Source organism: Streptomyces sp. NPDC059009 (assembly GCF_042740175.1).
In the GTDB taxonomy this organism is placed as follows: Bacteria; Actinomycetota; Actinomycetes; order Streptomycetales; family Streptomycetaceae; genus Streptomyces.
Map to the genome: position 1 here is coordinate 1 of NZ_JBHYJB010000024.1, position 14,096 is coordinate 14,096.

At 70.5% G+C, this 14,096-nt stretch carries 12 protein-coding genes and 1 tRNA gene; 4 read left to right on the forward strand and 9 right to left on the reverse strand.

Features of this window, described 5'->3' with window-relative positions; genetic code table 11:
* Nucleotides 1–143: 143 nt before the first annotated feature.
* The 8 genes from ACFWYM_RS23370 to galU all read right to left on the reverse strand — a co-directional run bounded on the left by ACFWYM_RS23370 (nucleotide 144) and on the right by galU (nucleotide 6,733).
* On the reverse strand, nucleotides 144–965 hold the full coding sequence (locus ACFWYM_RS23370; RefSeq protein WP_384840387.1) for an alpha/beta fold hydrolase: 822 nt from the start codon (nucleotides 963–965) through the stop codon (nucleotides 144–146).
* Nucleotides 966–1,038: 73 nt separating this feature from the next.
* Nucleotides 1,039–1,112 (reverse strand) — tRNA-Ala (locus ACFWYM_RS23375).
* A 119-nt stretch (nucleotides 1,113–1,231) separates the two neighbouring features.
* A complete protein-coding gene (gene glpR / locus ACFWYM_RS23380; RefSeq protein ID WP_384840390.1) occupies nucleotides 1,232–2,530 on the reverse strand; it encodes a gephyrin-like molybdotransferase receptor GlpR in 1,299 nt (432 codons plus the stop codon).
* Nucleotides 2,531–2,739: 209 nt separating this feature from the next.
* Nucleotides 2,740–3,363, reverse strand: coding sequence for a GNAT family N-acetyltransferase (locus ACFWYM_RS23385; RefSeq protein ID WP_384840724.1), 624 nt, complete (start codon nucleotides 3,361–3,363; stop codon nucleotides 2,740–2,742).
* Nucleotides 3,360–3,872: a molybdenum cofactor biosynthesis protein B gene (locus tag ACFWYM_RS23390; protein WP_384840393.1), complete on the reverse strand. Its 513-nt coding sequence runs from the start codon at nucleotides 3,870–3,872 to the stop codon at nucleotides 3,360–3,362. The genes ACFWYM_RS23385 and ACFWYM_RS23390 overlap by 4 nt, the downstream gene beginning before the upstream one ends.
* Complete coding sequence (gene moaC / locus ACFWYM_RS23395) at nucleotides 3,869–4,393, reverse strand: cyclic pyranopterin monophosphate synthase MoaC (RefSeq protein WP_384840395.1); 525 nt, start codon at nucleotides 4,391–4,393, stop codon at nucleotides 3,869–3,871. The genes ACFWYM_RS23390 and moaC overlap by 4 nt, the downstream gene beginning before the upstream one ends.
* Nucleotides 4,394–4,479: 86 nt before the next feature.
* Nucleotides 4,480–5,823: a gephyrin-like molybdotransferase Glp gene (gene glp / locus ACFWYM_RS23400; protein ID WP_384840398.1), complete on the reverse strand. Its 1,344-nt coding sequence runs from the start codon at nucleotides 5,821–5,823 to the stop codon at nucleotides 4,480–4,482.
* Between the two features lie 4 nt (nucleotides 5,824–5,827).
* Nucleotides 5,828–6,733, reverse strand: coding sequence for a UTP--glucose-1-phosphate uridylyltransferase GalU (galU, locus tag ACFWYM_RS23405; protein ID WP_384840401.1), 906 nt, complete (start codon nucleotides 6,731–6,733; stop codon nucleotides 5,828–5,830).
* 114 nt (nucleotides 6,734–6,847) lie between these two features.
* Between galU and ACFWYM_RS23410 the strand changes: the two genes are divergently transcribed.
* Complete coding sequence (locus tag ACFWYM_RS23410; RefSeq protein ID WP_384840404.1) at nucleotides 6,848–7,462, forward strand: 5-formyltetrahydrofolate cyclo-ligase; 615 nt, start codon at nucleotides 6,848–6,850, stop codon at nucleotides 7,460–7,462.
* Nucleotides 7,463–7,530: 68 nt separating this feature from the next.
* Here ACFWYM_RS23410 and ACFWYM_RS23415 read toward each other — a convergent pair whose 3' ends face one another.
* Complete coding sequence (locus ACFWYM_RS23415) at nucleotides 7,531–10,293, reverse strand: penicillin acylase family protein (protein ID WP_384840407.1); 2,763 nt, start codon at nucleotides 10,291–10,293, stop codon at nucleotides 7,531–7,533.
* 227 nt (nucleotides 10,294–10,520) lie between these two features.
* Between ACFWYM_RS23415 and ACFWYM_RS23420 the strand changes: the two genes are divergently transcribed.
* From ACFWYM_RS23420 to ACFWYM_RS23430, 3 genes are all read left to right on the forward strand, one after another.
* Nucleotides 10,521–12,065, forward strand: a complete 1,545-nt coding sequence (locus ACFWYM_RS23420; protein ID WP_384840728.1) for a potassium/proton antiporter — start codon at nucleotides 10,521–10,523, stop codon at nucleotides 12,063–12,065.
* A 252-nt stretch (nucleotides 12,066–12,317) separates the two neighbouring features.
* Nucleotides 12,318–13,607: an MFS transporter gene (locus tag ACFWYM_RS23425; protein WP_384840410.1), complete on the forward strand. Its 1,290-nt coding sequence runs from the start codon at nucleotides 12,318–12,320 to the stop codon at nucleotides 13,605–13,607.
* A 67-nt stretch (nucleotides 13,608–13,674) separates the two neighbouring features.
* Nucleotides 13,675–14,010, forward strand: a complete 336-nt coding sequence (locus ACFWYM_RS23430; protein WP_384840412.1) for an FmdB family zinc ribbon protein — start codon at nucleotides 13,675–13,677, stop codon at nucleotides 14,008–14,010.
* Nucleotides 14,011–14,096 lie beyond the last annotated feature (86 nt).

Below are 14,096 nucleotides of genomic sequence, written 5' to 3' on the forward strand. Positions count from 1 at the left end.
ACAGCACCCCACCCAAGCCAGTACTCATGAACTCGTCCGGCGCCCCCGGCTTTTCGAGGACGGACATACCGCCGCGTCCCCACCCCGCCCCACCCACCACCGGCCCGCACGCACCCACGAGCCGAACGGCCGCCCCCTCAACCTCAACTCAGCCCACGCACACCCGAGTCGAGGAACCCCACCAGCTCCGCACTCACCCGCTCCGCCCGCTCCAGGTTGGGCAGGTGCCCCGCCCCCTCGACCACGACGAGCACCGCATGCGGGATCAGCTCACGCATGGCCTCGGCATCGGCGACGGGCGTATAGACGTCATCCGCACCGACCACGATCAGCGTGGGCACCCGGACCCCGGCGAGGGTGTCGCGATGATCGCGCCGCTCGGCCCGCCCCCGCAGCGCCGCCGCGGCACCCTCCGGATCGGTACCGCGCATCATCCCGAGGACATGCGCGGCAACATCCGGCAGCGCGACAACATTCCGGGGCGCAATCATCTTGTCGATCACCTCGTCCGCGTACCCGCCCATCCCCTCAGCGAGCAGCCGGTCCGCGAGGCCGTTGCGGAAGGCACGGCCCTCCTCGGTCTCGGCGACGGGCGAGGTGTCACAGAGCACGAGCCCCCGCACCCGCTCCGGATGCCGGTGCTGGAACTCCATCGTGATCTGCCCGCCCATGGAGACCCCACCGATCACCACCCGGTCCAGACCGAGCCGGTCGAGCAACCCCGCGATGTCATCGGCGAAGTCCCCGAGCAGCACCTTCCCCCGCACGACCTCGCTCTCCCCGTACCCCCGCAGATCGGGCACGATCACCCGGTACCCGGCCGCGGCGAGCACCTCGGCCTGCGGCGCCCACAGCGTCCGGTCGAACGGATGCCCATGGACCAGAACGACGGGCACCCCCGCCTCAGGCCCATGGTCGTCATACTGAAGCGTGACCCCGCTCACGACCACCGTGCCGTTCACCATCAAGTCCTCCACCCCACCCGGAAACGACGAAATCCCGCCCGATCAGAATGATCGGACGGGATCTCTTGTGCAGTGGACCTGAGGGGATTTGAACCCCTGGCCCCCTCGATGCGAACGAGGTGCGCTACCGGACTGCGCCACAGGCCCTTGCAACGAGTGAAACTCTAGCATCCCCATCCGGGTGCTTGGAAATCCGTTCCTGGCTGGTCAGGACGGCGGACCTCACGACGTCTCACACGCCGCTCACCGGTCGCTCATCCGCTCGCTCATTCGTTGGCCGCACGCGGCCGGTCACCGTCGGCGTACTGGTCGAACAGCGGGGTGCGGCCCCGCTCGCGGGCCCGCCGCGCGGAGGCGGCCCGCCGCGCATCACTGCGCCCACCACTCGCACCGTCGGCACTGTCCGCATCACCCCCCTCAGCGCTTCCAGCACTCCCAGCACCTCCAGCGCCTCCGGCCTCCCCGGCCTTCCGCTGCTCGGCAGCGGAAGCCGCGGCAGCAGCATCGGCCGCCGCCGTCGGCTCCACCGTGCTGGACCGCGCCGAACTCCACGCATCGGGAGCACCGAGGTCCACCGACCCGGTGGCACGCGGGGCGACCGGAGCGGTCACATACGTCGGCAGCGGCACGGGCACCGGGTCCCAGCTGTCACCGCGCCCCGGACCGCGCTGCCGCTCGCGCTGCTGGTCGACCCACTCCGCGTGGTCGGTCTGCTCGACGAGGGCGCGGCGGTCGGCGGCGAGCGCGGAGAGCCCGGTCTCCGTCTCGGGCGCCGGTCCCTCCTCCGCCTCGTCGGCCGCGACCGGCTCCGTCGTCGACACCCGCCTGCGCGGCTGCCGTTCGCGCTCCCGCAGCCGCTGCGCCGCGACCTCGGCCCGGCGCCGGTCCATCGTGTACGTGAAGCGACGCCGCTCCTGCCCGCGCAGATACACGATGTACGCGCTCAGCAGGAGAGCGGGCGCGGCAGGCGCCCAGAGGAACGCGAGCCCGCCGACCGCGGCGACGATCGCGCCCAGCGTGAAGGCGAGGAACAGCATCACTGTCGTGCGCCGACGGCGCGCGAGCACCTTCGAGCGCCGGGCGCGCGCGGCGGCCTCCGCCGGACTGACGCGTCTGCCGGACACCGACTGCCCCTGCTGCCCGTGCTGTGCCTGCTGCCCTTGCTGTCCCTGTTGCCCGTGCCGCTCCGGGGACTTGGGCCTGACCCGCTCCTCGGCGGGCGGCTCGGCGCGCTCCTCGTGCGGCACTTCGGCCCGCACGTCGGCCCGCGCTTCGGGACGCGCTTCCTGCCGGGACGGAGGCGCGGCAAAGGACCGGACGTCCACCGAACCGGTGGCGCCGTCCGGGTCGCCGCGCGACTCCCCCTCTTCAGGCGAGCGCGCTTGCAGGTCCTTGGCGTATCGGCGCTCCATCCCCGCCCGTCCGGACAGCAGCCGGATGGCGGTGCTGAAGCGTTCCGTCGGACGGGCTTCATTGAGCTCGTCCTGCCTACGGAGCCACATCGGCACCAAGTAGGCGGCCCAGGCCCCGACGATGACTGCGTAGATGAGGCCGCTGCTGCTCACGCCTCACACGGTAGAGGGGTTTGCGTGAGGCCATCTGCCAATTGGGCCGGTGTGTCGCACGATCTGGCTGATATCTCGAACTTTTTTTGTGACTGATGCGATCAACAGGCCGCCGAGACGGCGAATTTAATGGCTCAGGCAGCTTCGAGACGGTCGTTCAGCGATCAATTTCGAACACTTATTTTATTTAGGCCGGGACGAGTACCGGTCTAGGCCGTCTTTCGGGGTCGTGCCTGGTGCCAGCGGCGCAGCAGCCCTTCCGGCACCTCTTCCGCGGTGAGCGCGAACACGAGATGGTCGCGCCAGGCTCCGTCGATGTGGAGATAGCGTGGACGCAGTCCTTCTTCGCGGAATCCGAGTTTCTCGACGACCCGGCGGCTCGGCCCGTTCTCCGGCCGAATGCAGACTTCGATGCGGTGCAGACCCACGGTCCTGAAGCAGTGGTCGACCGCGAGCGCCACCGCTGTGGGCATCACTCCGCGCCCCGCCACCGACTCGTCGACCCAGTAGCCGACGTGGCCCGAGCACATCGAGCCCCAGGTGATCCCGGCGACCGTCAACTGCCCGACCAGGCGGCCCTGGTACTCGATGACGAAGGGCAGCATGCGCCCCGCGTTGGCCTCCGCGCGCAGGTGGCGGACCATCTGACGGTACGTCGGGCGGTGGGCGACGGGGCCGCTGGGCGTGGGCGGCGGGATGGTCGCCTCCCAGGGGCGCAGCCAGTCCCTGTTGCGCCGGTTGACCTCACGCCAGGCCCGCTGGTCGCGCATCTTTATGGGGCGGAGGGCGATGTCGCCGTCCCGCAGCTCGACGGGCCAGGAGGGCGTGTTCAGCTCGCACCCCCGGCGGGCCCGTCCGGCCGGGGGTGGTCGCCGCCCCGCAGCTGGTCGACGGCGTGCGTCAACAGGGGCTCCAGGACGGCGAGGCCGTCCCGTACGCCACCGGTCGAGCCCGGCAGGTTGACGATCAGGGTGCGGCCCGCGACTCCGGCGAGGCCGCGCGAGAGCACCGCCGTCGGGACCTTCTCGCGGCCGTACGCACGGATCGCCTCGGGGATGCCGGGGACCTCGTGGTCGATGACGCGGCGCGTGGCCTCCGGTGTCTTGTCGGTGGGTGAGACGCCGGTGCCGCCGGTGGTCAGGATGACGTCGTACGCGGCCTCGGCGCCCGCGCGCAGGGCCTGCTCCACCGGGTCGCCGTCCGGGACGACTTGGGGCCCCTCGACCTCGAAGCCGAGCTTCCTGAGGCCCTCGGCGATGATCGGGCCGCCCTTGTCCTCGTAGACCCCGGCCGCCGCGCGGTTCGAGGCCGTCACGACGAGGGCGCGGTAGGGCGCGCTCATGCGCCGGTTCCTTCGCGGCTCCACGTACCGGACTTGCCGCCGGTCTTCTCCTCCACCCGTACGTCGGTGATGACGGCGCCCTTGTCGACGGCCTTCACCATGTCGATGACGGTGAGGGCCGCGACGCTCACCGCGGTGAGGGCCTCCATCTCGACGCCCGTGCGGTCCGTCGTCTTCACCGTGGCGAGGATCTCCACGGCGTCGTCCGCCACGGAGAGGTCGAGCTTCACTCCGGAGACCGCCAGCGGGTGGCAGAGCGGGATCAGGTCGGGGGTGCGCTTGGCGCCCATGATGCCCGCGATCCGCGCGGTGGCCAGGGCGTCGCCCTTGGGGACTCCCTCGCCGCGCAGCAGCTCGATCACACGGGGGGAGACGAGGACGCGGCCGCTGGCGCGGGCGGTGCGCGCGGTCACGTCCTTCTCGGAGACGTCGACCATGCGGGCGGCGCCCGCTTCGTCGATGTGCGTCAGTCGCTGCTGCTCAGGGGGTCCGGGGGTCTCCCCCCGGGAAATGGCGGTCATGTGCTGTGGCGCTCCCGGTCCGGGCCCCTGGTGGCGCGGCACGCGGGGCCTGTTGTGCGCGACACGGTACCGCGCGGGAGGGGGCGTCAGCCGAGCAGCACCACTTCGACGTCCGCTCCCGGCTCCACCGACGTGGTGTCCTCGGGGACGACGATCAGCGCGTCCGCGTGCGCGAGGGCGGCGATGAGGTGCGATCCGGAGCCGCCGACGGGGGCGACGGTGCCCGCCTCCGCGTCGTACCGGCCGCGCAGGAACTGGCGCTTTCCGGAGGGGGAGGTGAGCGCCTTGTCGGTCGTCAGGGCCGCGCGGACGGTGGGGCGGTGGACCTCGGGCAGGCCCATCAGGGTGCGCACGGCGGGCCGGACGAAGATCTCGAAGGAGACGTACGAGGAGACGGGGTTGCCCGGCAGGGCGAGCAGCGGGGTGTGGTCGGGGCCGATGGAGCCGAAGCCCTGCGGCTTGCCCGGCTGCATGGCGAGCTTGCGGAACTCGACGCCGCTGCCCGCGCCGATGCCCTCCTCGTCGTCCGGGTCGCCGATGGCGGTGAGGGCCTCCTTCACCACGTCGTACGCGCCGACGCTGACGCCGCCCGTGGTGACGATGAGGTCGGCGCGGATCAGCTGGTCCTCGATGGTGGCGCGCAGCGTCTCGGCGTCGTCGGCCACCGCGCCCACGCGGTAGGCGATCGCTCCCGCGTCGCGGGCAGCGGCGGTGAGGGCGAAGCTGTTCGAGTCGTAGATCTGGCCGTCCGCCAACTCCTCGCCGGGCTGGACCAGTTCGGAACCCGTGGAGAGCACCACCACGCGCGGGCGTGGGCGCACCTTCACGGTGCCGCGGCCGATCGCGGCGAGGAGGGCGACCTGCGGCGCCCCGAGCACCGTGCCCGCCGACAGGGCGCGGTCGCCCGCCTGGACGTCGCTGCCCCGCGCGCGGACATGGGCGCGGGCCTGTGCCGGGCGGTGCACGCGGACCTCGCCGGAGGCGCCCTCGGGGGCGGCGCTGTGGGCGCGCATCCCGGAGGCGGGGCCCTCGCCCAGGCCGCCGTCGGTCCACTCCACGGGGACGACGGCCTCGGCGCCGGGCGGCAGCGGGGCGCCGGTCATGATCCGGGCGGCCTGGCCCGGGCCGACCGTGGGCTGCTCGCCCTGGCCCGCGGCCACGTCACCGATGACGGTCAGGACGGCGGGGAACTCCTCGCTCGCGCCCGCGACATCGGCGACCCGCACCGCGTACCCGTCCATGGAGCTGTTATCGAAGGGGGGCAGCGAGACCGGCACCGTGACGTCCTCGACGAGGACGCAGCCCTGAGCGTCGAGGAGTTGCAGCTCGATGGGCTCGAGCGGGCGGACGGTCGCGAGGATGTCGTCCAAGTGCTCGTCCACCGACCAGAGGTGGTGCTGACCGGTGTGGTGCGGGGTCGCGCTGCTCAAGGTGCTACATCTCCTCGGTGACGTAACTGCGAAGCCAGGTCCGGAAGTCGGGGCCCAGGTCTTCACGTTCGCACGCGAGTCTGACAATGGCACGCAGATAGTCGCCCCGGTCACCGGTGTCATAGCGGCGGCCCTTGAAGACGACGCCGTGCACCGGGCCACCGACCTTCTCGTCGGCCGCGAGCTGCTGGAGGGCGTCCGTGAGCTGGATCTCGCCGCCGCGGCCCGGCTCGGTCTTGCGCAGTATGTCGAAGACGTGCGGGTCCAGGACATAGCGGCCGATGATCGCGTAGTTGCTGGGCGCGTCCGCCGCGTCCGGCTTCTCGACCAGGTCGGTCACCTTCACGACGTCACCGTCGGCCGTGGGCTCCACGGCCGCGCAGCCGTAGAGGTGGATCTGCTCGGGCTCGACCTCCATGAGCGCGATGACGCTGCCGCCGTGCCGCTCCTGGACCTCGACCATGCGCGCGAGCAGCGGGTCGCGGGGGTCGATCAGATCGTCGCCGAGGAGGACGGCGAACGGCTCGTGGCCGACGTGCGGGGCCGCGCACAGGACGGCGTGCCCGAGGCCCCTGGGGTCGCCCTGGCGGACGTAGTGCATGGTCGCCAGGTCGCTGGACTCCTGGACCTTGGCGAGGCGGGCCTCGTCGCCCTTCTTCAGGAGGGCCGACTCCAGCTCGTAGTTGCGGTCGAAGTGGTCCTCCAGGGGGCGCTTGTTGCGGCCCGTGATCATGAGGACGTCATCGAGGCCCGCGCCGACGGCCTCCTCGACCACGTACTGGATCGCCGGCTTGTCGACGACCGGCAGCATCTCCTTCGGAGTGGCCTTGGTGGCGGGCAGGAAACGCGTGCCGAGACCGGCTGCCGGAATGACAGCCTTGGTGATCCGTGGGGGGCGAGACTCAGTCATGCCGTAACCATAACCGGTGCCTATGTGCGGAATCTGTGGCTCCGGAACATTGGCTCTGGTATGGGCCAACTAGGAAGGGTTTGTGAGTTCGCTATGGATCACACAGGGGGCGACATGACGGATCAGGCCGCGTCCGGCAAGGCAACCAAGAGGACATTGCGCGCGGAAGTCCTCGCGGTAAGACGCCGGTTGACTGAGGATGACGCACAGAAGGCCGCCGCGGTTCTCGCCGAACGGGCTCTGGAGCTACCGGAGCTGGCCGGAGCGGGCACCGTCGCCGCGTATGTCTCGGTGGGCGGCGAGCCCGGCACCCGCGCCCTCCTGGACGCCCTCCACGCGCGCGGGACGCGGGTCCTGCTGCCCGTGCTGCTCCCGGACAACGATCTGGACTGGGGGACGTACGGCGGCGAGGGCTCACTCGTGCGCGTACAACATGCCAGAAAAATGGCACTGTTGGAGCCCTCGGGGTCGCCCCTGGGGCCGGACGCCGTCCTGGAGGCGGACGTCGTGCTGCTGCCGGGGCTCGCGGTGGACGGGCGCGGGATGCGGCTCGGACGCGGCGGGGGCTCGTACGACCGGGTGCTCGCACGGCTGGAGCGCGAGGGCGTCGATCCCGCGCTCGTCGTGCTTCTTTACGACTCCGAAGTGGTCGCCCACGTCCCCGCGGAGGCGCACGACCGGCCGGTGCGCGCCGTGGTGACGCCCGCAGGGGTACGGCACTTCGGCTGAGCCCCGGCTCTCACGCGAACTGGCCCTCCACGCGCGCGTGGAGGGCCAGTTGAACAATCACCGGACGGCTAGCTGTCGGGCGTGAGCACCAACGTGTCGCTCGTGCTGTTGTCGACGGCGTCCTTCGAGTAGGCCCACGGCAGGAGTTCACCCTTGGCCCACTTGCCCGTCTGGTCGGTGTAGTGCGCGCTGTACGCGTGCCCGGAGGCGCCGGTGAGGTTGATCCACTTGGACTTGTCGAGGTCCTCCAGGTTCACCACCATCCGCATCGACGGCACCCACTGCACTCCGTAGCCGCCCGCCGCGTTCCAGCCGGTGGCGTTGACCGCCGCCTCACCGCCACCGAGGTTCCAGGGGCCGCGGTTGAGGATGAACTGGAGCCAGCCGGGGCCCTCGGTGCCGAGCGTCTGGTTCTTCAGCGTGAGGCGGTGCAGACGGCCCCAGCTCCACGTGTCGGCGTCCTTGCCCAGCTTGGCCGTCAGGTCCCAGCGGGCGTCCGCCATGGCCCGCTTGAGCAGCTGGTCGCGGGTCTTGGTCTCACCGTCGAGGCGGGTCTTGGGCGACTTCCACCAGTCGTTCTTCTCGTCCTTGAGGATCTTGCGGATGACCTCGAAGTAGCGGTCGCCGCCGTCCGGCTGGGCCGAGTCGGCGTCGCGCTCGCCGCACTCGCGCACCTTGCGGTCCTCGTCCGCCGGGCCGGTGTTGCCGGCCGGTTCGACGTTCAGGCACTGCCCCTTGACGCGCAGCTCCTTGGGGAGCTTGTTGCCGATGGCGAGCTTCAGGAGGCTGCGCCAGACCGCGTTGAAGTACGCGGCGGCCGCCGAGTCGGCGTCCTGGGTGTAGTCCCAGCCCTCCAGGAGCTTCTGCGCCTCACGGACGTACTTGTCGTCCGAGACGTCGATCTTGAGCAGGTAGGGCGTGAGCAGCTTGGCGATCTCGCTGCTGTTGTCCATCTGCATGAGGCGCATGTCCTCGGTGGAGATCTTGCCGCCGTTCTTGATCTTCGACTTGATGAGGTCGTCGATGCGCTGGCTGCGCGCTCCGTAGCCCCAGTCCGAGGTGAGCTTGTACGGGTACTTGTCCGGGTCGACCACGGCCTGGTTGGCGGTCACGATGTAGCCGCGCTTCGGGTTGTACTCGTACGGCAGCGCGCCCTGCGGGATGTACTTGGTCCACTTGTAGGCGGAGTCCCAGCCGGGCGCGGGGAGCGCGCCGTCGCCCTTGCCGCGGACCGGGATCTTGCCGGGCGCCTGGTAGCCGATGTTGCCCTTGGTGTCGGCGTAGATGAGGTTCTGCGAGGGCACCTCGAAGGAGGCGGCCGCCTTGCGGAACTCCTGCCAGTCCTTGGCCTTGTTCAGCTCGAAGACGGCGTCCATGGAGCGGCCCGGGGAGAGCGCGGTCCAGCGCAGCGCGACTCCGTAGCCGTCGCCCCGGTCGGGGGCCGCGGTGTCGACGGTGGCCTTCTTGCCGACCTTGACCAGCTCGTCGTCGCGGTCGGACACCAGGGGGCCGTTGTTGGTCTCGCGGACGGTGATCTTCTTGGGACTGCCGCCGGCGACCTTGATGGTCTCCTCGCGGGTCTTGAAGGGCAGCGTCTTGTTGTCGTACTGGTAGCCGTCCCCGCTGAACTTCTCCAGGTAGAGGTCGGTCACGTCCGCGCCGAGGTTGGTCATCCCCCAGGCGATGTCCTTGTTGTGGCCGATGACCACGCCCGGCATCCCGGAGAACGTGTACCCGGAGACGTCGTACTGGCAGTTCGAGGAGACCGAGCGGCAGTGCAGGCCCATTTGGTACCAGACGGACGGCAGCTGGGGCGCCAGGTGCGGGTCGTTGGCGAGCAGCGGCTTGCCGGTGATGGTGTGGTCCCCGGAGACCACCCAGGAGTTGGAGCCGATGCCGTTGCCGTTCGGGCCGAGGCCCGCGGAGGGGACCCGCTCCAGGATCTTGGAGAGGCCCGAGAGCTGCGACTGGAGGCCGCTGGGCGCCTGGGTGTTCCCCGCGAGCCCGGTGCCCGCCGCACCGCCCGTGGAGGCGCCCTGGGTGCCCGTGGCCTTGTCGTCGTAGGAGTTTGTGGCGCTGTTGTAGGCGCCCTCCTGGACGATCGGCTTGTTCCGCTTGTACGGGTACTTCGGGTACAGGTCGTCGATCTGCTTCGGGCCGAGGCGGCTCGTCATCAGAGAACGGTCGATCTCGTCCTGCATGTTGCCGCGCAGGTCCCAGGCCATGGCCTTGAGCCAGGCCACGGAGTCGACGGGCGTCCACTTCTGCGGCGCGTAGTCGTTCTCGAAGCTCAGCGCCGCGTACTCGACGGAGAGCTCCTTGCCGCTCTTGCCGTTCAGGTAGGCGTTGACTCCCTTGGAGTACGCCTGGAGGTACTTCTTGGTCTCCGGCGAGAGCTTGGAGTCGTACTCCTCCTGCGCCACCCGGTGCCAGCCGAGGGTGCGCAGGAACTCATCGGTCTTGACCTGGCTCTTGCCGAACATCTCGGAGAGCCGCCCGGAGGTCATATGACGGCGTACGTCCATCTCCCAGAAGCGGTCCTGCGCCTGGACGTAACCCTGCGCCATGAAGAGGTCGGCGTCGGAGTTGGCGTAGATCTGCGGGATGCCGTTGCCGTCGCGCTTGACGTCGACGGGACCGGCGAGGCCCTCGAGCTTGATCGTGCCCTTCGTCTGCGGGAAGGAGGCACGCACCGTGCTGATGCTCCAGTACGCGCCGAAGCCGATGCCCCCCACGATGGCCAGGACCAGGACGATCACGATGAGTCGGGCTCGGCGCCCCTTCTTCTTGCCCGACTTATGGCCGGAAGAGGCGTTGGTGTTGGAGGGCATCGCTGTCCTTGCTGTCCTTCGCGAGCGGCAGGGCGGGCTGTGCTGTCGGCTGGGCGGCTCTGGGAGCGCTGGAGCAACTGTAGGCGCAGGGCAGTGCGCGCCCGGACGCGGAGTCAGGAACCGGCAACGGATGCACGTTCGAAGATGTGGGGGGCGGCGTCAAGGAAACGTAAACGATTAGGTAAGGTAACGAAGTACCTGGCTCGTGACGGAGGAAGGAACGGCCCCTGACTGTCCACCACCTCAACCAGCTCCTGCTCGTCTGCTCGCTCGTGCTGCTCATCGCGGTCGCCGCGGTACGCGTCTCGTCGCGCAGCGGGCTGCCGAGCCTGCTGCTGTACCTGGGCATCGGCATCGCGATAGGCCAGGACGGCGTCGGCAACGTCACGTTCAACAACGCCGAACTGACGCAGGTCATCGGCTACGCGGCACTCGTCGTGATCCTGGCCGAGGGCGGCCTCGGCACCAAGTGGAAAGAGATCAAGCCCGCGTTGCCCGCGGCTGCGGTGCTCTCCCTCGCAGGCGTCGCGATCAGCGTCGGCGTCACGGCGGCGGGCGCGCACTACCTGGTCGGGCTCGAGTGGCGCCAGGCACTCATCATCGGCGCCGTCGTCTCCTCGACCGACGCGGCGGCGGTCTTCTCCGTGCTGCGCAAGGTGCCGCTCCCCTCCCGCGTGACCGGCGTCCTGGAGGCGGAGTCGGGGTTCAACGACGCCCCCGTCGTGATCCTGGTGGTGGCGTTCTCCACGGCCGGACCGGTGGACCACTGGTACGTGCTCATCGGCGAGATCGCCCTGGAGCTGGCCATCGGTGCGGCGATCGGCCTCGCGGTCGGCTGGCTCGGCGCCTACGGCCTGCGGCACGTGGCGCTGCCCGCCTCCGGCCTCTACCCGATCGCGGTCATGGCCATCGCGGTCACCGCGTACGCCGCCGGCGCCATGGCGCACGGCAGTGGCTTCCTCGCCGTCTACCTGGCGTCGATGGTGCTCGGCAACGCCAAGCTGCCGCACTGGCCCGCGACCCGGGGCTTCGCGGAGGGGCTCGGCTGGATCGCGCAGATCGGCATGTTCGTGCTGCTCGGCCTGCTGGTCACCCCGCACGACCTGCTCGACGACACCTGGCCCGCCCTCGTCATCGGCCTGGTCCTGACGGTGGTGGCGCGGCCGCTCGAAGTCTTCATCAGCCTGCTGCCGTTCCGGCTGCCCTGGCAGGAGAAGGCCCTGATGTCCTGGGCCGGCCTGCGCGGCGCCGTGCCCATCATCCTGGCCACCATCCCGATGGTGAACGGCGTCGAGGACAGCACCAAGATCTTCAACATCGTCTTCGTCCTCGTGGTCGTCTACACCCTCATCCAGGGGCCCACACTGCCCTGGCTGGCCCGCAAGCTGGAGCTCGGCAACGGCACGGAGACCGCCGACCTGGGCATCGAATCGGCGCCCCTGGAGAGGCTGCGCGGGCACCTCCTGTCCGTGTCGATCCCCAAGGGTTCGCGGATGCATGGTGTCGAGGTCGGCGAGCTGCGGCTGCCCAAGGGCGCCGCCGTCACCCTCGTCGTCCGCGACGAGACGTCCTTCGTGCCGTCCCCGACGACGGTCCTGCGGCGCGGGGACGAGCTCCTCGTGGTGGCGACCGACCCCGTGCGGGACGCCACCGAGCAGCGGCTGCGCGCGGTCACCCGGGGCGGCAAGCTGGCCGGCTGGCTGGGGGCGGGGAACGGGCCGCGCGGCGGGAACCAGGGGGCGGGGACCAGCAGGTCTCCTGGCGCGAAGTAGCGGTTACCAGGAGTTCAATCCCAGGCGACGTGCGCTCCATTTCTCGCAATCGCAGGCCCGACGGGGCCGCTCCCTGTACGATGAAGGCACCCAGATCGAACCAACTCTGCCTGAAGCAGAGCTGGCGCGACCGTATGGCGGCCGCGGTGCCCTCGCAGTGGGCGGCCCGGTATCTACCGCAGTTCCGCGCAAGAGGACAGCTCTCGGCGCCCCCGCACAGGCGCGCTACCAGGCGGCAGAAAGGCACGGGCCGTGGCATCCACGGTCACCTCGAAGTCGTCCCGCCCGGGGTACGGGCAGCTGCTGCGCACCCGCGGCGCCTGGACGTTCCTGCTCCCCGGCTTCGCCGCACGTCAGCCGTTCGCGATGCTGACGATCTCCATCGTGCTGCTGGTGCAGCACACCACCGGCTCCTACGGGATCGCGGGCGCCGTCTCCGCCGTCACCGGCGTCTCGATGGCGCTGTTCGCACCCTTCAGCGGCAAGTTCGCCGACCGGTTCGGGCAGCGCGCCGTGCTGCTGCCCGGCGTCCTCATCCACTCCGTGTCCGTGCTCGCCATGACGCTCCTGGCGCTCTCCCACGCCCCCTTGTGGGTGCTCTTCGCGGCCGCCGTGCCCGCCGGTGCCTCGACCCCGCAGATCGGCCCCATGGTGCGGGCCCGCTGGAGCGTCAAGCTGCACGGCACTCCCCTGGCCCAGACCGCGGTCGCCTTCGAGTCGGTCACCGACGAGCTGACCTTCGTCCTCGGCCCGCTCTTCGCGACGGCGCTGTGCACCGGCCTCCACCCCTCGGCCGGGCTCTTCACCGAGGCCGCGCTGACCCTGGTGGGCGGCCTGCTGTTCGCGGCGCAGAAGGGCTCTCAGCCGGTGCCCTCGCGGTCGGCGGCGGCCGCATCCGACGAGCACGCGCGCGTGGAGCACGTCTCGGCGCTGCGGATCCCCGGAGTGCGCGTCCTGATCGTGACGTTCCTCGGGATCGGCGCCGTCTTCGGCGGCATGCAGGTCTCGCTCGCGGCCCTCACGGAGTCGATGGGCAAGCCCGGCCTGAACGGCGTTCTGTACGGCATCTTCGCGGCGGGCAACATGCTCTCCGGAGTCGTGTGCGGCGCCGTCGCCTGGAAGGTCGCCCCGCAGCGGCGCCTCGTCGTCGGGTACGCGGCGCTGACCGTGATGGCGTCCGGCCTGTGGGCCGCGCACTCCTTGGTGCTGCTCGCCGGGCTCGGCCTCCTTGTGGGCGTCTGCATCGCGCCCGCGCTGATCACCGGCTACACCCTGGTCGACAGCCTGGTCCCGCCGACCGGCCGCACCGAAGCCTTCACCTGGCTCACCGGAGCGGTCGCGCTCGGGCAGGCGGCCGGGGTCACGGTCGCCGGTCAGCTGGAGGACGGCTTCTGGGACGGCGCCGGATTCCTGGTGCCGCTCGGCGGTACGGCCCTGGCGTTCGTCGTGCTCGTCTCGCTGCGTTCGCGGCTCGTGCCGCGGCCCGCGGGGCGCACGGTGGCGCGTGGCGTGGGTCACCGAGTTCCGGTCACGGTGGACTGATCTCGCGGAATACGTCACTATGGACCGTCGTTAGCACTCATCGAGTGAGAGTGCCAGGAGGAAGCAAGTGCCGACGTACCAGTACCAGTGCACCGAGTGCGGCGAGGGCCTCGAGGCGGTGCAGAAGTTCACCGATGACGCCCTGACCGTGTGCCCGAACTGCAACGGACGCCTCAAGAAGGTGTTCTCGGCCGTCGGCATCGTCTTCAAGGGCTCCGGCTTCTACCGCAACGACAGCCGTGGCTCGTCGTCGAGCAGCTCGCCTGCCTCGTCGTCGTCCGCCACGTCCACGTCGTCCTCCTCGTCGGACAAGAAGGCTTCGTCCTCGGACTCGAAGTCCTCCTCCTCGTCGTCGGGCTCCTCCGGCTCGTCGTCCAGCTCCTCCAGCACGTCCGCCGCGTAGGCGCAGCGCACTCGCTTCTTCCGAGGACCCCGCCGTCACGAGACGGCGGGGTCCTCGGCGTTCCGGCGCCCTGGTGCCGCCCGGCT